The following is a 23,100-nucleotide window of genomic DNA, read 5'->3' as shown; positions in this document are numbered from 1 at the left end:
ATGAACGAACCCTCGTTGCAGCTTCAGCCGCACGACAAAGACCTGGGCGGCGGCTTCAAGGTCCGGCGCCTGCTGCCCGCCGCCAGGCGCCGCTCGGTCGGCCCCTTCGTGTTCTTCGACCATTTCGGCCCGGCCACCGAGACGCCGGGCAACGGGCATGACGTGCGGCCCCATCCGCACATCGGCCTGGCCACGGTGACCTACTTGTTCGAGGGCGCGATGATGCACCGTGACAGCCTGGGCGTGGTGCAGGAGATCCGCCCCGGCGCGATCAACTGGATGACGGCGGGCCGCGGCATCGTGCACTCCGAGCGCAAGCCGGAGCACCTGCTGGATGCGACCTACGTCAACCATGGCCTGCAGCTGTGGGCGGCGCTGCCGGTGGCGCACGAGGAGGTCGAGCCCAGCTTCACGCATACCGCGGCGGAAGAGATTCCGTCCGTCGAGCGCGAGGGCGCGGCGGTGCGGGTGCTGGTGGGCGAAGCCTTCGGCGCGCGCTCGCCGGTCAAGACCTTCTCGAACACGCTCTACCTCGACCTGGCCTTGCCGGCCGGCGCGCGCTTCGAGCTGCCGGCGCTGGCCGAGGAGATGGCGCTCTATTCGGTCGACGGCGCGCTGCGGCTCGACGGCGTGCCGGTGGCGCAGCACACGATGGCGACGCTGCCCGCGGGTCGGGGCGGCGTGATCGGAACCGACGGCGCCGTGCGCGCGGTGGTCATCGGCGGCGAGCCCCTGGACGGGCCGCGCTACATCACCTGGAACTTCGTCTCCAGCCGGCGCGAGCGCATCCTGCAGGCCGGCGAGGACTGGGCCGCGCAGCGCATGGGACATGTGCCAGGCGAGACCGAGTTCATCCCGCTGCCGGGCCATCCCTTCCAGGTGCAGGTGCCGCCCGATACCGGCAGCACGCCGAAGTGATCCTTAGCGCTTGATTGCGAGGTCGGGGTCTTCCGCGGCCCGGGCGCTGATGCCGTTGGCGCGCGGGCGCAGGTCCGGTGCCAGCGTCTCGCGGCCGTCGAACACGAAGCACTCACCGCGGTAGTGGGCGCCGCCGACTTCCTCGAAGTACTTGAGGATGCCGCCTTCGAGCTGCAGCACGTCGGCGATGCCTTCTTCGCGCATCAGGATGGCAGCCTTCTCGCAACGGATGCCGCCGGTGCAGAAGCTCACCACCGTCTTGCCGGCCAGCTGAGCGCGGTGCGCCCGCAGCGCCTGCGGGAACTCGGTGAATTTCCTGATGCGCCAGTCGATCGCGTTCTCGAAGCTGCCGTGGTCGACCTCGAAGGCGTTGCGGGTGTCGAGCAGCACGACGGGTTGCCCGCCGTCGTCATGGCCCTGATCCAGCCAGCGCTTGAGCGTGGGCGCGTCGACGCTGGGGGCGCGGCCGGCCGCCGGCTGGATGGCGGGGTGGTCCATGCGGATGATCTCGCGCTTGAGCTTGACCAGCATGCGGCGGAAGGGCTGGGCCTCGGACCAGCTTTCCTTGGCTTCGAGCGCGGCGAAGCGCGCGTCGGCGCGCAGCTCTTCGAGGAAGGTCCGCACGGTGGCCTCGGCGCCGGCGACGAACAGGTTGATGCCCTCCGGCGCGAGAAGGATGGTGCCCCTCAATGCCAGGGCATGCGAGCGTGCGCGCAGCGTCTCGCGCAGGGCCGGTCCGTCCTCGATGGGCACGAACCGGTAGGCCGCGATATTCAGAATCTCTTGCACGGGGGCGGATTGTAGGGATCCCCAACTCACAGGGTGGAAGGGCGGCTTCCTACAATCGAGCCCATGTTCGTTCACCTGCGCCTGCACACCGAGTTTTCCGTCGTCGACGGCACCAACCGCATCGACGAAGTCGTCAAGGCCGCCGCCGCCGACAAGCAGCCCGCGCTGGCGATCACCGACCTCAACAACATCTTCGGCGGCGTCAAGTTCTACAAGGAGGCGCGGGGCAAGGGCGTGAAGCCGGTGTTGGGCGCGGAGGTGTTCGTGGACGGCCTGGGCAGCGAACCCGGCGTGTTCACCCGCATCGTGCTGCTGGTGCAGAACTTCCAGGGCTACCTGAACCTGTCCGAGCTGCTCGCGCGTGCCTGGACCCAGAACGTGGGCCGCGGCCAGGCCCAGGCCGCGTGCAAGCTGGCCTGGCTCGAAGAACTGCAGGGCGGGCTGATCGCGCTCTCCGGCGCGCAGGCCGGCCCGTTGGGCGCGCCGCTGCTGCAGGGCCAGGCCGAGCGCGCGGCCGAACTCGCGCTGCAACTGGCGGGGCTGTTCCCGCATCGCTTCTACATCGAGCTGCAGCGGGCCGGGCGCCCCGAGGACGAGCCGCACGTGGTCGCCGCGGTGCAGCTGGCCGCGCGGCTGAACCTTCCGGTGGTGGCGACCCATCCGGTGCAGTTCCCTGCCGCCGACGACTTCGAGGCGCACGAGGCGCGCGTGTGCATCGCCGAGGGCGAGATCCTCGGCAACCCGCGCCGGGTGCGCCGCTTCACGCGGGAGCAGTACTTCAAGTCCTCGGCCGAGATGGAGCAGCTCTTCGCCGATGTGCCGAGCGCGATCGCCAACACGGTGGAGATCGCCAAGCGCTGCAACCTCACGCTGACGCTGGGCAAGCCGCAACTGCCGAATTTCCCGACGCCCAACGGCATGCCGATGGAGGAGTACTTCCGCCATGCCTCCTTCGAGGGCCTGGAAGAGCGGCTCGCGCATCTGTACCCCGACCCCGCGAAGCGCGATGCCGAGCGGCCACGCTACGTCGAGCGGCTGGAGTTCGAGATCAACACCATCCTCAAGATGGGCTTCCCCGGCTACTTCCTGATCGTGGGCGACTTCATCAACTGGGCCAAGAAGAACGGCTGCCCGGTGGGCCCGGGCCGGGGCTCGGGGGCCGGCTCGCTGGTGGCCTACGCGCTGAAGATCACCGACCTGGACCCGCTCGAATACAAGCTGCTCTTCGAACGTTTCCTGAACCCGGAGCGGGTGTCGATGCCCGACTTCGACATCGACTTCTGCCAGGGCAACCGCGATCGCGTGATCGACTACGTCAAGCAGAAGTACGGCCGCGAGGCGGTGAGCCAGATCGCGACCTTCGGCACCATGGCGGCGCGCGCCGCCATCCGCGACGTGGGCCGCGTGCTGGACATGAGCTACACCTTCTGCGACGGCATCAGCAAGCTGATCCCGAACAAACCGGGCATGTCGGTGACGCTGCAGTACCCGCCGGTGCCGAAGGTCGAGGGCGACAAGAACAATTACGCGATCGAGATGGAGCCGCAGCTGGCGGCGCGCATCGAGAAGGAGGAGGAGGTCCGGACGGTCGTCGAGCTGGCGCAGAAGCTCGAGGGCATGACGCGCAACATCGGCATGCATGCCGGCGGCGTGCTGATCGCGCCGGGCAAGCTCACCGACTTCTGCCCGCTTTACCAGCAGCCGGGCAGCGACTCGGCGGTGAGCCAGTACGACAAGGACGACGTCGAGGCCATCGGCCTGGTGAAGTTCGACTTTCTGGGCCTGGCGACGCTGACCATCCTGGAGATCGCCAAGGAGTTCATCGTCAAGCGCCACAAGGGCCAGGAGAACTTCGCCTTCGAGAACATCCGGCTGGATGACGCCGCGACCTACCGGCTCTTCGCCGACGGCAAGACGGAGGCGGTGTTCCAGTTCGAATCGCGCGGCATGCAGGGCATGCTGAAGGACGCGCGGCCGACCCGGCTGGAGGACCTGATCGCCCTGAACGCGCTGTACCGCCCGGGCCCGATGGACCTGATCCCCAGCTTCGTGGCGCGCAAGCACGGCCGCGAACCGGTGGAGTACCCGCACCCGATGGTGGAGGAGATGCTCTCCGAGACCTACGGGATCATGGTCTACCAGGAGCAGGTGATGCAGACCGCCCAGATCCTGGGCGGCTACTCGCTCGGCGGCGCCGACCTGCTGCGCCGGGCGATGGGCAAGAAGAAGGCCGAGGAGATGGCCGAGCACCGCAAGATCTTCCGTGCGGGCGCGGCCAAGAACGGCATCAGCGAGGAGAAGGCCGACGAGATCTTCGACTTGATGGAGAAGTTCGCGGGCTACGGCTTCAACAAGTCGCACGCGGCGGCCTACTCGCTGCTGGCCTACCACACGGGCTGGCTCAAGGTCCACTACACGGCCGAGTTCTTCTGCGCCAACATGACGGTGGAAATGGACGACACCGACAAGCTCAAGGTGTTGTTCGAGGACGCGCAGAAAAACTTCGGCATGACCTTCGAGCCGCCGGACGTGAACCGCGGCAACTACCGCTTCGAGCCGGTGACCGACAAGGTAATCCGCTACGGGCTGGGCGCGGTCAAGGGCACCGGCCAACTGGCGGTGGAGGCGGTGGTGCGTGCGCGGGAGGAGGGCGGCCCGTTCAAGAGCCTGTTCGACTTCTGCGTGCGGGTGGACCGGCAGCGCATCAACAAGCGCACGGTCGAGGCGCTGATCAAGGCCGGAGCCTTCGATTCGCTGCAGCAGAACCGTGCCGCGCTGGTGGCCTCCATCGACCGCGCCTTCGAGTTCGCCAGCGCCACCGAGGCCAATGCGGCGCAGGCCGACATCTTCGGCGACTGCGAACACGGTTCGGCCACGCAGGAGCCCGACCTGGTCGACGCCACGCCCTGGGGCGTGAAGGAGCGGCTGACGCTGGAGAAGACGGCGATCGGCTTCTATCTCTCAGGCCACCTGTTCGACGAGGTGGAGCACGAGGTGCGGCGCTTCTGCAAGCGCGAGATCGCCGATTTGATCGACAGCCGCGAGCAGCAGGTGATCGCCGGCATCGTGAGCGACATGCGCGTGATCAACGGCCAGCGCGGCCGGCTCGCGATCTTCAAGCTCGACGACAAGTCCGCCTCGATCGAGGCCACGGCCGACGAGGCCCTGATCAACAACAACCGCAACACGCTGAAGGACGACGAACTGGTCATCGTCAGCGGCCGCCTTCAGCCCGCCCGCGGCGGCTTCGAGGCACGCTTCCAGGTTCAGCAGGTGTGGGACCTGGCGACCGCGCGCTGCCGCTTCGGCAAGTTCCTGCGGGTGGCAGTCAACGGCAAGGCGCCCGACATCGCACGCATGGTGCGGGAGTTTCCGCCGCGTACCGAACAGAGTGAGCATGGTGAGCTGCTGCAGGGTCTCGGCGTGCGGCTGTCGATGGCGCGCAATGGGGCGCAGGTGGAACTGCAGCTGGGTGAGCGGGCCAGGTTTTTCCCTAGCGATGCGGCGCTGGCCAGCTGGATGGCGCAGGCGGAGGCGGGGAAGGCGACTGTCGTGTACGAATAGGGCTCTTCGATGCGGACCTCGGGGTCTGCGCTCGTCGGGCCGGCGCGCCGCGGGATGCGGTCGGTCTTCAAGCATCGCATCAGTGGCCGAGCCGTTCGGCAGCGCTTATCCTGTGCGCGAACTCCACCGACGACCGCCCCATGACCGACCTCAGCTCCATGCAACACGACATTCCCGCCGACCGCCTGCCCGCGTTGCTCGCCGCCATGCCCAAGGCCGAGCTCCACATGCACATCGAGGGCTCGCTGGAGCCCGAGCTGATCTTCGCCCTGGCGCAGCGCAACGGCGTGAGCATTCCCTACGCCAGCGTGGAAGAACTGCGCCGTGCCTACGCCTTCACCAATCTGCAGAGCTTTCTGGACATCTACTACGCCGGCGCCAGCGTGCTGCTGAAGGAGCAGGATTTCTACGACATGGCCTGGGCGTACCTCGAGCGCGCGGCCGCCGACAACGTGGTCCACACCGAGATGTTCTTCGACCCGCAGACCCACACCGCGCGCGGCGTCGCGATGCAGACGGTGATCGACGGGCTGCACCGCGCCTGTATCGATGCGCAAGCCAGGCTGGGGGTGAGCGCCGCGCTGATCCTGTGCTTCCTGCGCCACCTGAGCGAAGAGGATGCCTTCGCGACGCTGGAGCAGGCACTGCCGTTGCGCGACAAGTTCATCGGCATCGGCCTCGACTCCAGCGAGCTCGGCCATCCGCCCGAGAAGTTCGCGCGCGTCTTCGCACGCTGCCGCGAACTGGGTTTCCACCTCGTGGCCCACGCGGGCGAGGAGGGGCCTCCGGCGTACGTGTGGAGCGCGCTCGACGTGCTGAAGGTGGAGCGCATCGACCATGGTGTGCAGAGCACCAAGGACGCGGAGCTGATGAAGCGCCTGGCGCAGGAGCGCATTCCACTGACCGTGTGCCCGCTGTCCAACCTCAAGCTCTGCGTCTTCCCCGAACTCGCGCAGCACAACCTGGGACAACTGCTCGACGCGGGGCTGTGCGCCACCGTGAACTCGGACGACCCGGCCTATTTCGGCGGCTATATGAACGAGAACTTCCTTCAGACCTTCGCGGCGACGGGGCTGACGGCGAAGCAGGCCTGGCAGCTGGCAGCGAACAGCTTCGAGGGCAGCTTCGTCGACGCGGCGACCAAGGCGCGCTGGATGGAGCGGTTGAACGAATGCTTCGCCCAGTTCGGGAAGGCTTGACGCTGCTCACTGGCAGTGTGGACCCAATGAAGTTCGTTCTTGTTGGGTAACTTCGGAGATGGCTGCGAGCGGCGTGGTCGTGCCACGCAGGAGCAGCCCACGCCCAAGCCGATGCCAGGTCGTAGGCCAGGTGGATCCCGCCCAGGCTCTGCGCCTGCCCGGCCAGGCTCAGGCCCAGGGCCAGGGCCACCAGCAGCATTCCGCCAATGGCCAGCGGGCGGGCGCCCCAGCGGTCCGCCAGCGGGCCACTTGCGATGCCGAGTCCGAAATACAGGCAACCTGCCAGCGAGAACACCGGCGACACCGAACCGCGCGAGGCACCGAAATCCTGCTGCAGCGGTTCGAAGAAGGCGCTGAGAAGGGGCGCGAAGGCGCGGAGGCTGCCGCCGGACCGCGGGGTGGGCTCATGGTGTCCCCAGGTCGACGCCCATTCAGCCGGCGGCCCTCATGCGGGCGGCCGTGTCCATCAATGCGCGCGCGTCGCCGCCGTCGGGGCGGGCGGGGTGTGTGTCCGGGCACAGGCCATCGCCGCCAGCGCCAGCAGCAGGGCCGGCACCCCGTAGAGCCACGTCGTGGGTGCCACCGGTAGCAGCAGGCCCGCCAGCAGCGGCCCGGTGCCCGCGCCGATGTCGCGCCACACGGCGCGGGCCGCCAGGGCCTGCACGCGCCCCGGGCCCGGGGTGCGCTGCATCACGATCGGGGCCAGCAGCGGCAACTGCAGCGCGCGCAGCACCACGATCAATGCCGCGCAGGACCACAGCCAGCCCGCGCCGAAGCCGATCAGCGCCAGTGCCGTCAGCAGCGACAGCAGCAGTAGCAGGCGCACGGGGCCGAGCTTCTCGGCCATGCGGCCGCCGGCCGGACTCAGGAGGATCTCGGCCAGGTAGCGCAGCGCCATCAGCAGGCCGGCCACCACCACCGCGCCGCCCGGGAGCAGATCGCGACCGAGGTACGACAGGCCGACGATGAACAGCCCATCAAGCGTGAGTCCTTCCATGAAGGACCACGCATCGAGGCTGGTGGGCCGCTGGAAGCGGCGCATGGATGCCGTCACCGGATGCGGCAGCGCCGGCAACTTGCGCGCGACAGCCAGGCCCGGCAGCGCGACTGCGGCCAGCACGAGGAAGATGGGCCGCGGCCCAGCCCATTGCGCGAGCAGCGCGCCCAGCGGCAGCGCGAGCACCGGCCCCATCGCGATGAAGGCGCGCGAGCGGCCGCTGCGGTGCGATGCGCCGATCGGGTCGGCGGTGGCGAGCGCCTGCGTCGACAGATTGAGCGCCGCGAAGCACAGGCCCCACAGCAGCCGCAGCGGCAGCAGCGCCCAGAAGCCGGACAGCGTGGCGTAGCCCAGCGCGCAGACCGCGGCCATCGCCACCGCGAGCAGGTTGGTGGGACGGTCGCCACGGCGGGCATAGAAGCGCGCCACCTGGCCGTAGCCCGCGATGCGCACCAGCCGGTTGGCGGCGAGCAGCATCCCGGCTTCCGCCAGCGTGATGCCGAACTGGTCGGCATACATCGGCAGCAGCAGGTAGAGCAGCGTGTCTGCGGGCAGGGCCAGGGCCAGGACAATGGCGGCGCGGCGGGAGTCGCGGTCGGTGGTGACAGTGGGGCAGGGGTTGGGCGGCATCGGTAGCCCCATGGTGCGCTGGCCATCTTGCCTTCGACAAGCGACATTCCTGCGCCGGCATGCGTGAGAAAATCGCACGCATGCCGTCCCGCGAGCCGCCCCTGAATGCTGTCCGTGTCTTCGTGGCGGCGGGCCGGCAACTGAGCTTCACGCGGGCCGCGGCCGAACTGCACGTCACGCACGGCGCGGTGAGCCGGCAGATCCGCTCGCTCGAGAAATTTCTCGGCGTGGCCCTGTTCGAGCGGCGCATCCGGCAAGTCGCATTGACGGCCGAGGGGCAACAGTTCTATGCCGAGGTCGAACCGGCGCTCGCGCAGATCAACGCCGCAGCACGCGCCCTGGCCCGGCCGGCCGCGGGACGGGCGGCGGTGCGCATCAACGTGCGGCCTTCCTTCGCGCTGCGCTGGTTGATCCCGCGCCTGCCGGATTTCGTCGAGCGCTACCCGGACATCGAACCGCAGGTCGTCACCAGCACCCGCCCGCCCGGGCAGGAGGCCGAGGGCTTCGACGTCGCTGTGCGTCGCGGCCTGGAGGGCTGGCACCCGGCGATGCAGGTGCATCCCTTCCTGGAGGACGAGGTGCTGGTGGTCGGTGCCCCCGCGCTCTTCGCAATGCAGCCGCTGGAGGACGTGCGTGGGCTCGCGTCCCATGTGCTGCTCTCCGCGAAGACGCGCAAAAGCGACTGGGACGACTGGCGCCGGCACTTCGGCGCGCCGCGTGCCCGGCCAGCCGGTCGGCTGCAGTTCGACCACCTGCATTTCGTGATGCAGGCGGCGGTGGACGGGCTGGGTCTGGCGTTGGCGCCGGCTTCGCTGCTGGCACACGACCTGGAGTCGAAGCGGCTTCAAGCGGGACTGCCGGAGATGCGCATGCCGCTCACGCGCTACTACTACGGCCTGGCGCCGGGCGCGTCGCCGGAAGCGCGCTGCGTGACCGAGTGGTTCGAGGAAATGCGGCGGGCGCAGCGACGAGCCGGGTCAGTGGACTAGCGCCGTTGTTGTGTACGCCCGGTACGCACCACCTTGCGGGTTTTCTGGAGCTCTCTCAGTTGTGCCAGTTGATTCGGGCAGTCCGCGTTGCTGGCCACCAGCACGAAGGGGCTGCGCCGCAGTGCCTCGACGGTCTTCTCGACCTCGGCTGGCGGGCGGTTCTTGTTGACGAGCCCGGCCGCGACGGCTGCGCGGGATTCCTTGTAGAAGCCTTTTTCGAAGGCCGGGGTGCCGCAGCGCGCCGCGATCACGCGCCAGTCGGCCTCCTGCTGCTCTGCCACGGTCGGCGGGGCCGAAGACTGCCTCGTCTGCGCCTCCGCCGGCACGCAGATGCCGATGACGGATGCCGACAACAGTGCTCCCAATTCGATACGCGCTTTCATGACCTGCCCGAATTCCAACGAACGCCGATGGACGTTGCGAAATTCGATCCTACTGCGGCGCCCTTGCGCACGCATGCCGGGCCGTGAACTATTGCACCGGGGGCAGCGCGAAGTTGCGGATTCGCATCGCCGTGTGGCGATTGCGCTGCACGGTCGCAGGCAGGGGCTGCAACAGCGTCGATGCGTTGCCCCTATGCTGGCGCCATGGACAACCTGCTGGTCGGTGCGGCACTGCTGAGCGCCGTGTTGCACGCGGCCTGGAATGCGGCGGTGAAGGCCAGCCCGCATCCGGCGCAGGCGATGCTGGGCCAGATGCTGGTGTCGGCGGTGCTCGCCTTGCCCTTGCTCGCGTGGGCGGGGCTGCCGCCCCCGGCTGCCTGGCCCTGGCTCGCGGCGTCGTTGCTGCTGAACGTGGGGGCGGTCGCCGCGTTGCTGCGTGGCTATGTGCATGCGGGCTTGGGCATCGTCTATCCGATGGCGCGCGCCTCCTCGGTGCTGCTGGTGCTGCCGCTGGCCGCGGCCGTGGCGGGTGAGCGGCCTGCGCCGCTGGGGATGCTCGGCATTGCACTGGTCAGCACGGCGATGCTGATCCTCGCGTTGGGCACAGGCCGTGAAGGCAAGCTGAAAGGGCCGGCCCTGGGCTGGATCCTGGCGGCTGGCGTCTTCGGGGCGGGCTATGCGGTCTGCGATGCGCAGGGCGTGCGGCAGTCGCAGTCGCCGCTGGCCTACGGCGCGGCCCTGACCATCGTCAACGCGGCAACCTGGGCCTGGCTGCAGCAGCGTGCGGGCGTGTCGATGGCCGGCGTGGCGGCCCAGTGGCGGCGCGCGCTGCCGGCCGGCGTGGCGGCGATGCTTTCCTATCTGCTGATCCTGTGGGCGTTCCAGCACGGCCCCATCGCCCTGGGCGCCGCGCTGCGCGACACCAGCGCGGTCTTCGCCGCCCTGATCGCGGTGACGATCCTGAAGGAGCCGCTGGACCGCCGCGTGCCGCTCGCGGTGCTGCTTGCGACAGTGGGGTCGATGCTGATCCGCCTGGGTTGACCTTCACGCGCCGACTAAAATACCGCCGGCGCTGCTGCCCCGCAGCGCCAATTTTTTTATCAGGGGCCATGTAGAGGAACACCATGTACAAAAACCTCGCTGCCGCGATCGCGGCCGCCTGCTTTTTCGTCTCGCCTTCTTTTTCCCAACCTGCCAAAGCTGCGCCTGCCGCCGATCCGCTGAAGATCGGCTTCGTGTATGTCGCACCCATCACCGATGCCGGCTGGGTGCGCCAGCACGAGGAGGGCCGCAAGGCCGTCGAGGCCGCGCTCGGCGACAAGGTAAAGACCACCTTCGTCGAGAACGTGCCCGAGGGCGCCGATGCCGAGCGCGTGATCCGTGACCTCGCGCAGCAGGGCAACAGGCTCATCTTCACGCCCAGCTTCGGCTACATGGAGCCCACGCTCAAGGTGGCGCGCGACTTCCCCGACGTGAAGTTCGAGTCCATCACCGGCTACAAGAACGCGCCCAACGTCGCGACCGCGAACGCGCGCTACTACCAGGGGCGCTACCTGGCGGGCATCGCGGCCGGGCGCATGACCAAGACCAACGTGGCCGGTTTCGTCGCGGGCTTTCCCATTCCCGAGGTGCTGCAGGGCATCAACGCGTTCGCCCTGGGCATGCGTTCGGTGAACCCGAAGGCGCAGGTCAAGGTGGTGTGGCTGGACGCCTGGTTCGATCCGCCGAAGGAGCGCGATGCGGCCATGACCTTGTTCAACCAGGACGTGGACGTGATCGCCTTTCACACGGGCTCGACCGCCGTGATGACCGCCGCGCAGGAGCGCGGCAAGATGGCCATCGCCTACCACTCCGACATGCGCAAGGCCGCGCCCGATGCCCAGATCGTCGCCGTGACGCACCAGTGGGGCGGCTACTACACGCAGCGCGCGAAGGCGGTGCTGGGCGGGAACTGGAAGCCCACCAGCGTCTGGGGCGGCGTCAAGGAGGGCATGATCCGCGTCGGCGATTTCGGCCCCAAGGTGCCCAAGGCCGTGCAGGAGGAAGTGCTGGCGCGCCAGCAGGACATCGCCAGCGGCAAGCTGATGGTCTTCCGCGCCGCCGACCAGGACGTGCACGACAACGAGGGCCGTGTGGTCATCGCCAAGGGCCTGAGCCTCGCCGACGACCAGATCCTCTCGATGAACTGGCTGGCCGAGGGCGTGCAGGGCCGCATCCCCCGCTGATCGCCGAAAGGCTTCGCAGCAGCAGGCCTGTTCAGTGCACGAAGCCGCGATCGCGGTGGAAGTAGGCGGCCTCGGGATCGATCTGCTTCACGGCCACCGCCGGAGAGCCGGCATACACCCGGTGCTCTTCGACGTGCGCCTTGTTCAGCACCGAGCCCGCTCCCAGCATCGAGCGGTCGGGCAACGCGGCCCCGCCGAGCACGGTGACGCGGGTGCCCACCAGGCAGTAGGCCCCGATGCGGATCGGCTTGCAGTCCTGCCGGTTGTCCACCACGTTGATGCCGTGCGTGATGATCTGCGAGTGGTAGCCGGCAATGGTGGTGAAGGCGCCGATGTCCACGCGGTCGGTGCAATCGATGATGTGCTGCTTGGTGACGGCCGCATGCTCGCCCAGTGAGAGGGTGGGGTCGCGGTCCTTGCGGTGCGTGAAGTGCGCGCCGGCCGGTGGATGGCCGGTGATCCAGTTCGAGCGGTCGATCACCGAGTGCGCACCGCACTCGAGCCGGCCCAGGTGGATGGCGACGTTGAAGTGGCCGATGTAGGCCCCTTGGCCCATCACCAGGTGCCCGGGGAACACATAGGACAGGCCGATGCGCGCGCCGTCCGCGATCTCGTAGCCCCAGAAGCGCCGCAGCACGGCGCGCTTCAGGGACCACGGCAGCAGCACCACCAGGAGGCCCAGCAGCCGCTTCACCGGGCAGCCTTTCGCTCTTCGAGCACGCGGCGGTAGGTCGCCACGTAGTTCGATGCCATGCGGTGCGCCGTGTAGTGCGAGGCGTTCTCCAGCCCGAGGCGCCGCATCTCGGCGAAGCGGGGCGTGGCCTGTTCGATGGCGGCGGCGATGGCCTCGGGATCGTTCGGGTCGATGTAGACCGCCCCTTCGCCGCCGATCTCGTTCATCGGCGCCAGGTCGGAGGTGAAGACCGGGCAGCCGCAGGCCTGGGCTTCGATCACCGGCCAGCCGAAGCCTTCCTGCAGCGAGGGAAAGAGCAGGGCGGTCGCGCACGCGTACACCGCGCGCAGTTCCTCGTGGGAGACGCCTTGCACCGTCTTGACGCGGTCGGCCACGCCGTGCTGTTGTGCCAGCTCGGCCATTTCCGGCACCAGTTCCGGCCCGACGAAGAGCAACTGGTCGACTGGTGCGGGAGTGCCGCTTCTGGCCGCGCGCGCCTGCAGGGCGATGAAAGCTTCGAGCACCGTGCGGCGGTTCTTGCGGGCCAGGTCCCAGCCCACGTGCATCAGGTATCTGTCCTGCGGCGAGATGCCCAGGCGCTCGATCAGGGGATGCGCTTCCTCCGGCGGCACCGGCCGGAAGTCGTCATTCAGGCCGTTGAGCACCACCGTGACCCGCGATTCGTCGGCCAGGCCGAGCTTGAGCAGTTCGCGGCGGGTCAGGTGCGAGACGCAGGCGACCAGGTCGGCTGCCCGAAGCCCCTTGGCGATCAAGCGCTGGAACAGCCGGCCGGTCCAGCCGACGTTCCAGCCGTCGACCATGCCCTTGGCGGCCTGGACCGCGATCACGTCGTGGCAGGTGATGACGTTGGGCTTGCTCTTGACCCACGGGATGTACATGCCATTGGAGTGGTCGGCCACGTGCACGACATCGGCCCAGCGCAGCTCGCGCGCGAGGGTGGGCAGGAAAAGGATGAACTTGTCGACGTAGCCCAGCCACTTCCAGAGGCGCGAGCTGGTCGGAACCCGGAGCACGCGCCGCGGCGGCGTGAGCACGCGCAGCTCACAGCCCTCGTGGGGCAGTTCGCGTTCCAGGATGCGCTTGAAGGCCAGCATGCTGGTCTGGCCGTCGGGGACGTAGTTCCCGATGAGAAGCACTTTCATGTTGGACGGGGCGCTGCGGTTGGCGTCTCGGAAGACATCTTTGTAGGTATTGGCGTAAAAAGGAATTATGTTCGACCGGCAGGTCCGTCCCGCGTAGGCGAAGGGCGGGACGCCGGCTTCGTCATATAGCGTCCATACGCGCGCGCACATTCCATACCTGCCGCGCGGCCTTACCCTCCCAGCCCATGCAAGCCTACCGTGCCTCCCTTTTGCGTTTCGATGAGGCCGGCCAGCCGGTGTTCGACGAAGACGGCCTGCTCGTGGTCGGCGCCGACGCCGCCGGCCGGCAGCGGGTGGTCGACGCAGGTGCCCATGGCGCCGTGGCGGCCCGCCATCCGGGACTGGCCGTGACCCACTGGCCGGGGCGCATCATCGCACCCGGCTTCGTTGACATGCACATCCATTTCCCGCAGACCGACATCATCGGTGCCCCTTCGGAAGGCCTGTTGCCCTGGCTCGAAAACTACACCTTCCCGGCGGAGAGCCGCTTCGCCGAGCCGGGGCATGCGGCCGAGGTGGCCGAGGTCTTCCTCGACGAGTTGATGCGCAACGGCGTCACCACCGCCCTGACCTTCGCGACCTCGCATCCCCAGTCGGTGCAGGCCTTTTTCGAGACGGCGCAGCGCCGCGGCCTGCGCATGATCACCGGCAAGGTCCTGCAGGACCGCCATTCGCCCGACGGTGTACGCGACCAAACTGAACAGAGCCTGATCGACACCGAGGCGCTGATCCGCCGCTGGCACAACGTGGACCGGCTGGGCTATGCGATCACCCCGCGCTTCGCGCCCACCAGCACCGACGCGCAGCTGCGTGGCGCCGGTGAGCTGGCGGCCAAATACCCGGACACCTGGATCCATTCGCACGTGGCGGAGAACAAGGACGAGGTGAAATGGGCGCGCGAGCTGTTCCCGGCCGCCCGCTCCTACCTCGATGTCTACACCGGCTTCGGCCTGATGCGCGAGCGGGCCGTCTACGCGCACTGCATCCACTTCGACGACGCCGACCGCCGCCTGATGCGCGAGACCGGCACCGCCGCGGCCGTCAGTCCGACCAGCAACCTGTTCCTGGGCAGCGGCTTCTTCGACTTCGAGGGGGCGAACCGCATCGGCTGCGCCTACGGTCTGGCCAGCGACGTGGGCGGCGGCACCAGCTTCAGTCCCTTCTCGACCATGCTCGCGGCCTACTACGTGGGCCGCGAGGGCCAGACCAAGCCGGGCCTGAGCATTGCGCCCTCGCAGCTGTGGTGGCGCCACACGGGCGGTGCGGCGCGGGCGTTGGGGCTGGACGGCGTGATCGGCAACCTGCAGCCGGGCTGCGAGGCCGACTTCCTGGTGCTGAACCCGGAGGCCACGCCGCTGCTGGCGCGCAAGACGGCGCGTGCGAACAGCCTGGAGGAACTGCTCTTCTCGATGATCGTGCTGGGCGACGACCGGCTGGTCGAACGGACGGTCATCTCACAGGCCCAGGCCGCCTGACCGGTGAAGGGGGGGCAGGATGGGCTGCCTAGAATAGCGGCCCCAAGGAAGGACCCCCCGTATGACACCCCCACGCTTATCACTTCGTGTATCGCTGCCCCCCAAGGGGGCTTCAGCGCCCGTCGGGCGGGCGCTGACATGAGCATCAAGAGCGACAAGTGGATCCGGCGCATGGCCGAGAAGAACGGCATGATCGAGCCCTTCGAGCCGGGCCAGATCCGCGAGCGGGACGGGCACCGCATCATCAGCTACGGCACCTCCAGCTACGGCTACGACATCCGCTGCGCGCCCGAGTTCAAGGTCTTCACCAACATCCACAGCACGGTGGTGGACCCGAAGGCCTTCGACGAGAAGAGCTTCGTCGACTTCCACGGGGACTACTGCATCATCCCGCCCAACAGCTTCGCGCTGGCGCGCACGGTGGAGTACTTCCGCATCCCGCGCAACGTGCTGACCATCTGCCTGGGCAAGAGCACTTACGCGCGCTGCGGCATCATCGTCAACGTCACGCCCTTCGAGCCCGAATGGGAAGGCTACGTGACCCTCGAATTCAGCAACACCACCCCGCTGCCCGCGAAGATCTACGCCGGCGAAGGCTGCGCTCAGGTGCTCTTCTTCGAAAGCGACGAGGTCTGCGAGACCAGCTACAAGGACCGCGGCGGCAAGTACCAGGGCCAGCGCGGAGTGACACTGCCGAAGACCTGATCCCGCATTCCGGCGCGATCCTACACGCGCTCGGGACGGCGCCGCCTGCCGCTTCGCGGAGAGGGCGGCACGCTTCGTTACACCTGCGGCGCATGTCGCTGCCGCGGCTTTCGGGAGCGGAGCATGTCCATCATTCAATCGGTGCGCGAGACGCATCCCTATCGTTTGCTTCTCATGGGCACACTGATCGCGGTCGTGCTGGTGCAAATGGTCGCGCTGGCGTGGATCGTCCGGGGACAGGTCCGCCAGGCCGAGCTGCGGGAACTACAGGCACGCTCGGCGGCCCATGCGACGACGGCGACGGCCTCCTCCCGCGCCGTGCCGGCGAGCCAGGGGCAGGGCGGCCGGCGCGACGGGCTCGTTCAGGCCGTGTACGTGCGCCATCCTTGAGGGCGTACCATCAGATCACAGCCGTCACGCGAGTCGGCAGGAGCGAGTCATGAGATGGGAAGGCAACGAACAATCGGACAACGTCGAAGACCGTCGCGCCGGCGGCGGCGGCTTTGGCGGCTTGCCCATCGGCGGGCGCGGCATCGGGCTGGGCACCATCGCGGTGGCGCTCGTCGCGGGCTGGATCTTCGGCATCAACCCGCTCACCTTGCTCGGCATTCTCAGCGGCGGTGGCGAGCCGACGGCGCAGGTGCAACAGGCGCCGGCGCAACGGCCTCCGGCCGACGACCGCGAGGCCGCCTTCGTCTCGACCGTGCTGCGCAATACCGAAGTGGTGTGGGGCCAGGTCTTCCAGCAGAACGGCAGCAGCTACCGGCCCACCCGCCTGGTGCTCTTCCGCGGCGCCACGCCCACCGCCTGCGGAACGGGCCAGTCGGCGATGGGCCCCTTTTACTGCCCCGGCGACAAGAAGGTCTACATCGACCTCGGTTTCTACGACACCCTTTCGCGCCAGCTCGGGGCGCCCGGCGAGTTCGCGCGGGCCTATGTGATCGCCCACGAGGTGGGCCACCATGTGCAGGACGAGCTGGGCATCACGGGCAAGGTCGACCAGATGCGCGGGCGGCTCAGCGAATCGCAGAACAACGCGCTGAGCGTGCGCGTGGAGTTGCAGGCCGACTGCTTCGCGGGCGTCTGGGCGCACCATTCGCAGGAATCCAAGAAGTGGCTGGACCCGGGCGACATCGAGGCGGCCATGAATGCCGCCGCCAAAATCGGCGACGACGCCCTGCAGCGCTCGGCCGGTCGGGCGGTGGTGCCGGACAGCTTCACCCATGGCTCCAGCGCGCAGCGCCAGCGCTGGTTCGGCGCAGGCTACAAGAGCGGGAAGATCCAGGACTGCGATACCTTCGCCGCGCGAAGCCTGTGAGGGGGTGTTCGGGTGCTATTGAAAAAATAGCGAAACATCCAGTCACCGCACTGTCATCCTCGAATTTTGCGGCGGTGCGACAATAGAAGGTTCATGACCAGTTCCTTCTCCAATCTTTCTCTGGCCGAGCCCCTGGCGCGTGCCGTGGCCGACATGGGCTACGAGAGCATGACGCCGATCCAGGCGCAGGCCATCCCGGTGGTGCTCGCAGGCCAGGACGTGATGGGCGCGGCGCAGACCGGCACCGGCAAGACGGCGGCCTTCTCGCTGCCCCTGCTGCAGCGCATGCTCAAGCACGAGAACAGCTCGACCTCGCCCGCCCGACACCCGGTGCGCGCGCTGGTGCTGCTGCCCACGCGCGAGCTGGCGGACCAGGTGGCACAGCAGATCAAGCTTTACGCAAAGTACACGCAGCTGCGCAGCGCCGTGGTGTTCGGCGGCATCGACATGAAGCCGCAGACGCTGGAACTGAAGAAGGGCGTCGAGGTGCTGGTGGCCACGCCGGGCCGGCTGCTGGACCACATCGAGGCCAAGAACGCGGTGCTCAACCAGGTCGAGTACGTGGTGCTCGACGAGGCCGACCGCATGCTGGACATCGGCTTCTTGCCCGATCTGCAGCGCATCCTGTCGTACCTGCCCAAACAACGCACGACGCTGCTCTTCTCCGCCACCTTCTCGCCGGAAATCAGGCGCCTGGCCAACAGCTACCTGCAGAACCCGGTGACGGTCGAGGTGGCCCGGCCCAACGAGACGGCCTCCACGGTCGAGCAGCATTTCTACAGCGTGAGCGACGACGACAAGCGCCGCGCGCTCAGGCAGATCGTCCGCCAGCGCGGCATCACCCAGGCCTTCGTCTTCGTCAACAGCAAGCTGGGCTGCGCCCGGCTGGCGCGCTCGCTGGAGCGCGAGGGCCTGAAGACCACCGCCCTTCACGGCGACAAGAGCCAGGACGAGCGCCTCAAGGCCCTCGCGGCCTTCAAAGCCGGCGAGGTGGACCTGCTGGTGGCCACCGACGTCGCGGCCCGCGGCCTGGACATCAAGGACGTGCCGGCGGTCTTCAACTTCGACATCCCCTTCAACGCCGAAGACTACGTGCACCGCATCGGCCGCACCGGCCGCGCCGGCGCCTCCGGCCTGGCCGTGAGCTTCGCCAGCGGCGGCAACGACGTGCGGCTGGTGGCCGACATCGAGAAGCTGATCAAGAAAAAAATCGAGCTGGAACCGGTGGAGTTCGACGAGGACCGCCCGCGCGGCCGCATCAACGACGGGCGCCGCCACTGGCGCGACGAGGGCGAGGCAGGCGATGCACGCGATGTGCTCGACCAGCCGCGCGAGCGTGGGGGCGAGGCCCGCTTCGGCCGCGGCAGCCGGCCCCACCGTGCGCCGGCGGCGCCGCGCGATCCCTTCTTCGAGAAGCCCTACGAGGCACCTGAGCGCGAAGCCGCGCCCGCCTGGGAAGCAACGCCCAAGACCGCGTCGCGCAGCATTTCCAGCAACATCAAGAGCAAGCGCAAGGTGCCGGCCCTCTTCAAGGCCGCGGCTCCAGCCACCAACTGAGCGGCTTCAGACGGGCTTCTGCGCCTGCCTGCAGCGCACCTGGATTCGTTCGCGCGCATGGGCCGTGGCCCCCAGGCGAACCGCGCTGAGGCAGCCACCCCAGACGCAGCCCGTGTCGGTCGAGATCAGATCCGGCCGCGAGACCCACCCCAGTGTCGACCAGTGCCCGCAGGCGACCGTGACGTTCGCGCTGCGCCGGCCCGGCACGTCGAACCAGGGCATGTAGCCCTCGGGCGCGGCGGCGGACCCGTCCTTGGTTTCGAACTCCATCTCGCCCTCCGCGCTGCAGAAGCGCAGGCGAGTGAGGGCATTGACGATCACGCGCAGCCGCGCCGTGCCCTTGAGCGCATCGTCCCAGCGTGCCGGCTCGTTGCCGTACATCTCCTGCAGGAACCCGCTCCAGGCCGGGCCGCGCAGCACTGATTCGAGTTCGGCCGCCAGCGCCAGCGTGTCGGACAGCGTCCACTGCGGCAGCACGCCCGCATGCACCATCAGCAGGTCGCTGTCGCCCAGGCGGCGGTGCAGCGCCATCGGCTGCCCGCGCAGCCAGTCGAGCAGGGCTTCGCGGTCCGGGGCGGTGAGGATGTCTGTCAGCGTATCATTGCGCCCGAGCCTGCGGGCGCCCTGCGAAACGCCCAGCAGGTGCAGGTCGTGGTTGCCCAGCACCGTCTGCGCCGCGCCGTCGAGGCGTTGGACGCGCCGCAGCACACCCAATGAATCGGGGCCGCGGTTGACCAGGTCGCCCAGGAGCACCAGGTGGTCGCGGCTGGGGGAAAAAGCGATGTCGTCGAGCAGGCGCGCCAGGGCCTCGTCGCAGCCCTGCACGTCACCGATCAGGTAGAGTGCCATGGTTCTCATTCTCCCCTGCGTACATGGATGTTTTCCTGCTGGCCTTGCTGACCACGCTCAACGCGGCGTTCGCAATGTCCGAAATGGCCCTCTCCACCAGCCGCCGCGCCCGCCTGGCGGCGCTGGCCGAAACGGGAGACGCGGGGGCCGCCGCGGCGCTGGCGCTGATGGAGTCGCCCACGCAGTTCCTGTCCACCGTGCAGATCGGCATCACCTCCATCGGCATGCTCAGCGGCATCGTCGGCGAGGCTGCCTTCGCCGCGCCGCTGGCCGCGTGGATGGAGCACCGGGGCATGGGCGAGGGCACGGCCAGCTTCGCGTCCACGGCGGTGGTGGTGACCTGCATCACCTTCTTCACCATCATCTTCGGCGAGCTGGTTCCCAAGCGCATCGGGCAGCTCTATCCCGAGCCGGTGGCGCGCTACGTCTCGCGCCCCATGCACATGCTGGCCGCGGCCGCCAAGCCCTTTGTGCTGCTGCTTTCGGGCGCCACGGCGGCCGCGCTCAAGCTGCTGCGCATCGACATGAATGCGGCGCGCATGGTGACCGAGGAGGAAATCTCCGCCAGCCTGGAAGAGGGCGTGGACGCCGGCGTGATCGAGATGCACGAGCACCAGATGGTGCGCAACGTGTTCCACCTGGACGACCGTCGCCTGAGTTCGCTGATGGTGCCGCGCGCCGACATCGACTGGCTGGAGGCGTCGGACAGTGTGGCGCAGGCGTTGCAGCGCGTGTCCGCCGATGCGGCCAGCGAGCAGATCCACTCCTGGTACCCGGTCTGCCGCCAGTCCCTCGACGACGTGGTGGGCATGATCAGCGTGGCCCGCCTGCTGGCGCTGGGCGCCGGGCACGGCGGGCGCCTCGAGGACGAGGTGCAGCCCGCCGTCTTCGTGCCCGAGACGCTGACCGGCATGGAGCTGCTGGAGCAGTTCCGCGCGCGCGCCACGCGCATGGTTTTCGTGGTCGACGAATATGGCGTGGTGCAGGGCCTGATGACGCCGGGCGACCTGCTCGAAGCCATCACCGGCGAACTGCAGACCGCCACCCAGGCCGATGCCTGGGCCCACAAGCGGGCCGATGGCCACTGGGACATCGATGGCCTGATGCCGGTGGCCGAGCTGCGCGCGCGCCTGGGCATCCGCGAGTTGCCGGAGGAGGAGCGCGGGCGCTACAACACGGTGGCCGGCCTCTTGATCTTCGTGGCGGGCCACCTGCCGGAAGTGGGCGAGGAGATCGACTGCGCCGGCTGGCACTTCGAGGTGGTGGCGCTGGACGGCAAGCGCATCGACCGGGTGGTGGCGCGCGCCGTCGCCGCCACGGCGCAGGACAGGCCGGCCTGATCCCGAAAGGCCGGCGAGGGGGCCCGGGCCCGGCAACGCCGGCACGCGGTTCAGCGCGGGTGCGGATGCTCGGCGCGCCAGCGCCACGGCGGCACCGGGGCGCGGTCCGCCCACAGCCCGGCGCGCTTGCCCTTGGCTTCGTGCTCGGCGAAGGCGTACTGGCTGCGCTCGCCGGGCGGTTGCTCGTCCGCATAGCCGCGCGCCCACCAGGCCAGGCCCAGTGTGAGCATGCCCAGGCCCGCATCCAGCGTCTTGGGGCAGCGCGCCTCGGCACAGCCCTCCGGTGCCACGCGAACACGGCAGACGAGGCGCTGATACCGATCGACCTCGCCGCAGTCCAGCCGCGCCTCCTTCCGATAGGCGATGCGCGACAGCGCCTGCTTCGCGCGGCGGCCCCAGGGCTGGTTCAGCTCCGGCGCGTCGACCGCATGCAGACGCACGGTGAGCTGGCGGAAGGCGCCGGGCTCGCCACACCGGACCTTGAGGGTGTCCCCGTCGCTGATGGCGACGACCAGGCAGATGAGGGCAGCAGAAAGCATCGGAGCAAAGCCCTTGATCCTAGTCCACCTGAAACGCTGAAATCGGCTGGTGCTGTCCACCCGATACGGGCGCGCTGCGGCCCAGCTCAAGAACGCCTGGCGCAAGGTCCGGACCCGAACGTCGGGGTCCCGCTCTGCCGCGGGGGGCGAGGCAAAAGTCGCTTGGGAAAGTAACCATTTGTGTGATTCAATCGGCGGCGGAGTTAGAGGACTGCCGAGGACATCCCATGAATAGACTGCTGAGCTTCGTCTGCATTGCCACCCTCCTGGCCGGCTGCGCGACCCGCCCCAACCACGGCCCCGGATCCGGTTCCGGCGCGGACTACGTCCCGGTCGTTCAAGCGCCCACCAACGACCCGGCCGCCTACGATGCCGACCTCGCCCGCTGCCGCGCCTCGGCAGCCAGCATTCCTTTCCGCGCAAGCCAGCATGACGACGCGCTCTTCGTGCTGGACACCGGCGTCGTCGGCGCCGGGTGGATGGCCGGCATCCCCACGATCAGCGGCGTGGCCGTGGTCGGTGGGTTGTATGCCTTCCAGCGCGCCGTCTACACCCCCGAACGCCGCGCCTGGCACGCGAAGCAGGAAAGCGCCATGGTCAACTGCCTGGCCCAGCGTGGCTACGTCAACCAGGACCCGAGCGTCCGCGTGACCTGGGTGCCCCCAGGGCAGCGCAGGGCCGAGACAGCGCTGCGCGTGACCGGTGTGGACACCTACAACGCCGAGCAGTTCGCCAAGGCCCGCCGCTGCAGCGCACTGCCCATGGCCACCCTGATCGAGAAGGGGCCGGGCTACGAGCGCCACAGCATTCCCTGCAGCAATGGCCAGGCCCTGGCCGTGCGTTGCGAGTTCGGGAACTGCCGGGCCGGGTAGGGCCCGCAGTCAGAAGCACTGCCTGCCTCCCGAGGCTCTCACGTGCTGCCCGGCCAGCGCCCGAAGCGCTCGTGAATCGCTTCCTTCAGTTTCCTGATTTCCATCAGCGCATCGAGCTTCGGCGCCTCCTTGCCCGCCAGCAGCGCGACCACGTGGCCTGCCACGTCGCGGCAGGACTGCGCGTCGCGGGCGCATTGCGCCAGGTTCTGCTGGCGTTCCCGCAGGTCGAGTTGGGAGTCGTCGCGCATCATCGATTCGGCCAGGCGCAATGAGGCGGCGGCTGCGGCGAGGCTCATCTGAATGGCGGCTCGCACACGGTTGCCGTAGTCGTTCTCTTCCTTGATGCGCGATTCGCTCAACTGCTTCGCGGGGGTCAGGTCGGCGATGTCCGTGGGGGCGAAGTAGGGGACGGAGACGGCCAGATGGCTGCGATAGGCGATCAGTTCCTCGATCACTGCGCGCACTCTCTCCACCGTCTCGAGATCCGGCGATTCCATTTGATTCCTCCACCCAGCCAATGTGTGTTGATCTGACCAAGTGTCGTTGCTGCAGGCAAAGCCGATGTCAGACAGCGCCGACAAACTCATTGGCGCTGTTAAATCTTCGACGCTTCGACGGGGCGCTTGCGCAACGGAGGAGATGGCCGGCGGATCGGGTTTGTACTTTCGACTTCGGCGCCATCGTGGGCTGCACCGCTGTGGATCGACGGATCAGCGAGTGTGCCGGTCTTCGCAGGCGTGGATCGCGGCGATGGAGCGCTCCACGCGCAGTGCGATCTCGTCGTGCAGCGCCTTGGGTGCCCGGCTGGTGGCCAGCATGAACAGCAGGCCCGTGCCGATGATCGCCAGCATGCCGGTCATGAGTTCGGAGACGATCAAGACGTCCATCAGCATTCCTTCGAGATGAGGAGACGGT

22 protein-coding genes and 1 pseudogene are annotated in these 23,100 nt (G+C 68.5%); 13 read left to right on the top strand and 10 right to left on the bottom strand.

Going from position 1 to position 23,100, the window contains the following annotated elements:
• Window positions 1–918 carry a pirin family protein gene (locus ABEA07_RS11035; protein WP_345537823.1) on the top strand — a complete coding sequence of 306 codons (918 nt, stop codon included), beginning with the start codon at window positions 1–3 and terminating at the stop codon, window positions 916–918.
• Window positions 919–921: 3 nt separating this feature from the next.
• Here ABEA07_RS11035 and ABEA07_RS11030 read toward each other — a convergent pair whose 3' ends face one another.
• Window positions 922–1,707, bottom strand: a complete 786-nt coding sequence (locus ABEA07_RS11030) for a sulfurtransferase (protein WP_345537821.1) — start codon at window positions 1,705–1,707, stop codon at window positions 922–924.
• Between the two features lie 63 nt (window positions 1,708–1,770).
• Here ABEA07_RS11030 and dnaE point away from each other — a divergent pair, with 63 nt between their 5' ends.
• A complete protein-coding gene (gene dnaE / locus ABEA07_RS11025; RefSeq protein ID WP_345537819.1) occupies window positions 1,771–5,271 on the top strand; it encodes a DNA polymerase III subunit alpha in 3,501 nt (1,166 codons plus the stop codon).
• Window positions 5,272–5,411: 140 nt separating this feature from the next.
• Window positions 5,412–6,470, top strand: a complete 1,059-nt coding sequence (locus ABEA07_RS11020) for an adenosine deaminase (protein WP_345537818.1) — start codon at window positions 5,412–5,414, stop codon at window positions 6,468–6,470.
• An 83-nt stretch (window positions 6,471–6,553) separates the two neighbouring features.
• Here the strand turns inward: ABEA07_RS11020 and ABEA07_RS11015 are convergent.
• Both ABEA07_RS11015 and ABEA07_RS11010 read right to left on the bottom strand, forming a co-directional pair.
• Window positions 6,554–6,825: pseudogene (locus ABEA07_RS11015) on the bottom strand (MFS transporter); the annotation flags it as partial.
• A 111-nt stretch (window positions 6,826–6,936) separates the two neighbouring features.
• Entirely contained in the window at window positions 6,937–8,097 is a 1,161-nt protein-coding gene (locus ABEA07_RS11010) for an MFS transporter (RefSeq protein ID WP_345537816.1), read from the bottom strand.
• 80 nt (window positions 8,098–8,177) lie between these two features.
• Between ABEA07_RS11010 and ABEA07_RS11005 the strand changes: the two genes are divergently transcribed.
• Window positions 8,178–9,086, top strand: a complete 909-nt coding sequence (locus ABEA07_RS11005; RefSeq protein ID WP_345537814.1) for a LysR substrate-binding domain-containing protein — start codon at window positions 8,178–8,180, stop codon at window positions 9,084–9,086.
• On the opposite strand, the gene ABEA07_RS11000 is transcribed toward ABEA07_RS11005, so the two are convergent.
• Window positions 9,083–9,487 (bottom strand): hypothetical protein, encoded by a 405-nt coding sequence (locus tag ABEA07_RS11000; protein ID WP_345537813.1) that lies wholly within the window; start codon window positions 9,485–9,487, stop codon window positions 9,083–9,085. The genes ABEA07_RS11005 and ABEA07_RS11000 overlap by 4 nt on opposite strands.
• Window positions 9,488–9,673: 186 nt before the next feature.
• On the opposite strand from ABEA07_RS11000, the gene ABEA07_RS10995 reads away from it, so the two are divergent.
• Window positions 9,674–10,510, top strand: a complete 837-nt coding sequence (locus ABEA07_RS10995; protein WP_345537811.1) for an EamA family transporter — start codon at window positions 9,674–9,676, stop codon at window positions 10,508–10,510.
• Between the two features lie 83 nt (window positions 10,511–10,593).
• Entirely contained in the window at window positions 10,594–11,694 is a 1,101-nt protein-coding gene (locus ABEA07_RS10990) for a BMP family ABC transporter substrate-binding protein (RefSeq protein WP_345537809.1), read from the top strand.
• Between the two features lie 31 nt (window positions 11,695–11,725).
• On the opposite strand, the gene ABEA07_RS10985 is transcribed toward ABEA07_RS10990, so the two are convergent.
• Both ABEA07_RS10985 and ABEA07_RS10980 read right to left on the bottom strand, forming a co-directional pair.
• Window positions 11,726–12,388: an acyltransferase gene (locus ABEA07_RS10985; protein ID WP_345537807.1), complete on the bottom strand. Its 663-nt coding sequence runs from the start codon at window positions 12,386–12,388 to the stop codon at window positions 11,726–11,728.
• On the bottom strand, window positions 12,385–13,530 hold the full coding sequence (locus ABEA07_RS10980; protein WP_345537806.1) for a glycosyltransferase family 4 protein: 1,146 nt from the start codon (window positions 13,528–13,530) through the stop codon (window positions 12,385–12,387). Before ABEA07_RS10980 ends, ABEA07_RS10985 begins: the two co-directional genes overlap by 4 nt.
• Window positions 13,531–13,715: 185 nt before the next feature.
• Here ABEA07_RS10980 and guaD point away from each other — a divergent pair, with 185 nt between their 5' ends.
• The 5 genes from guaD (at window position 13,716) to ABEA07_RS10955 (ending at window position 18,585) form a co-directional block, all read left to right on the top strand.
• Window positions 13,716–15,005 (top strand): guanine deaminase, encoded by a 1,290-nt coding sequence (guaD, locus tag ABEA07_RS10975; protein ID WP_345537804.1) that lies wholly within the window; start codon window positions 13,716–13,718, stop codon window positions 15,003–15,005.
• A 138-nt stretch (window positions 15,006–15,143) separates the two neighbouring features.
• Window positions 15,144–15,710, top strand: coding sequence for a dCTP deaminase (gene dcd, locus ABEA07_RS10970; protein ID WP_345537803.1), 567 nt, complete (start codon window positions 15,144–15,146; stop codon window positions 15,708–15,710).
• A gap of 123 nt (window positions 15,711–15,833) precedes the next feature.
• Window positions 15,834–16,100 carry a hypothetical protein gene (locus tag ABEA07_RS10965; protein WP_345537802.1) on the top strand — a complete coding sequence of 89 codons (267 nt, stop codon included), beginning with the start codon at window positions 15,834–15,836 and terminating at the stop codon, window positions 16,098–16,100.
• Window positions 16,101–16,149: 49 nt separating this feature from the next.
• On the top strand, window positions 16,150–17,028 hold the full coding sequence (gene ypfJ, locus ABEA07_RS10960; protein WP_345537801.1) for a KPN_02809 family neutral zinc metallopeptidase: 879 nt from the start codon (window positions 16,150–16,152) through the stop codon (window positions 17,026–17,028).
• Window positions 17,029–17,121: 93 nt separating this feature from the next.
• Window positions 17,122–18,585: a DEAD/DEAH box helicase gene (locus tag ABEA07_RS10955; RefSeq protein ID WP_345537800.1), complete on the top strand. Its 1,464-nt coding sequence runs from the start codon at window positions 17,122–17,124 to the stop codon at window positions 18,583–18,585.
• 6 nt (window positions 18,586–18,591) lie between these two features.
• On the opposite strand, the gene ABEA07_RS10950 is transcribed toward ABEA07_RS10955, so the two are convergent.
• Entirely contained in the window at window positions 18,592–19,434 is an 843-nt protein-coding gene (locus ABEA07_RS10950) for a symmetrical bis(5'-nucleosyl)-tetraphosphatase (protein WP_345537799.1), read from the bottom strand.
• 23 nt (window positions 19,435–19,457) lie between these two features.
• On the opposite strand from ABEA07_RS10950, the gene ABEA07_RS10945 reads away from it, so the two are divergent.
• Window positions 19,458–20,774, top strand: a complete 1,317-nt coding sequence (locus tag ABEA07_RS10945) for a hemolysin family protein (protein WP_345537797.1) — start codon at window positions 19,458–19,460, stop codon at window positions 20,772–20,774.
• Window positions 20,775–20,824: 50 nt separating this feature from the next.
• On the opposite strand, the gene ABEA07_RS10940 is transcribed toward ABEA07_RS10945, so the two are convergent.
• A complete protein-coding gene (locus ABEA07_RS10940; RefSeq protein ID WP_345537795.1) occupies window positions 20,825–21,313 on the bottom strand; it encodes a thermonuclease family protein in 489 nt (162 codons plus the stop codon).
• A 227-nt stretch (window positions 21,314–21,540) separates the two neighbouring features.
• Here ABEA07_RS10940 and ABEA07_RS10935 point away from each other — a divergent pair, with 227 nt between their 5' ends.
• Complete coding sequence (locus ABEA07_RS10935; RefSeq protein WP_345537794.1) at window positions 21,541–22,185, top strand: hypothetical protein; 645 nt, start codon at window positions 21,541–21,543, stop codon at window positions 22,183–22,185.
• A gap of 38 nt (window positions 22,186–22,223) precedes the next feature.
• On the opposite strand, the gene ABEA07_RS10930 is transcribed toward ABEA07_RS10935, so the two are convergent.
• Entirely contained in the window at window positions 22,224–22,640 is a 417-nt protein-coding gene (locus ABEA07_RS10930) for a hypothetical protein (RefSeq protein ID WP_345537793.1), read from the bottom strand.
• Window positions 22,641–22,895: 255 nt separating this feature from the next.
• The gene (locus ABEA07_RS10925; protein WP_345537792.1) at window positions 22,896–23,072 is read right to left on the bottom strand and encodes a hypothetical protein; all 177 of its coding nucleotides are present in this window, start codon (window positions 23,070–23,072) and stop codon (window positions 22,896–22,898) included.
• Between the last annotated feature and the right edge of the window lie 28 nt (window positions 23,073–23,100).

This window comes from Variovorax defluvii (genome assembly GCF_039541515.1).
GTDB lineage: Bacteria > Pseudomonadota > Gammaproteobacteria > Burkholderiales > Burkholderiaceae_C > Variovorax > Variovorax defluvii.
This window is presented reverse-complemented; position numbering and strand designations above follow the sequence as displayed.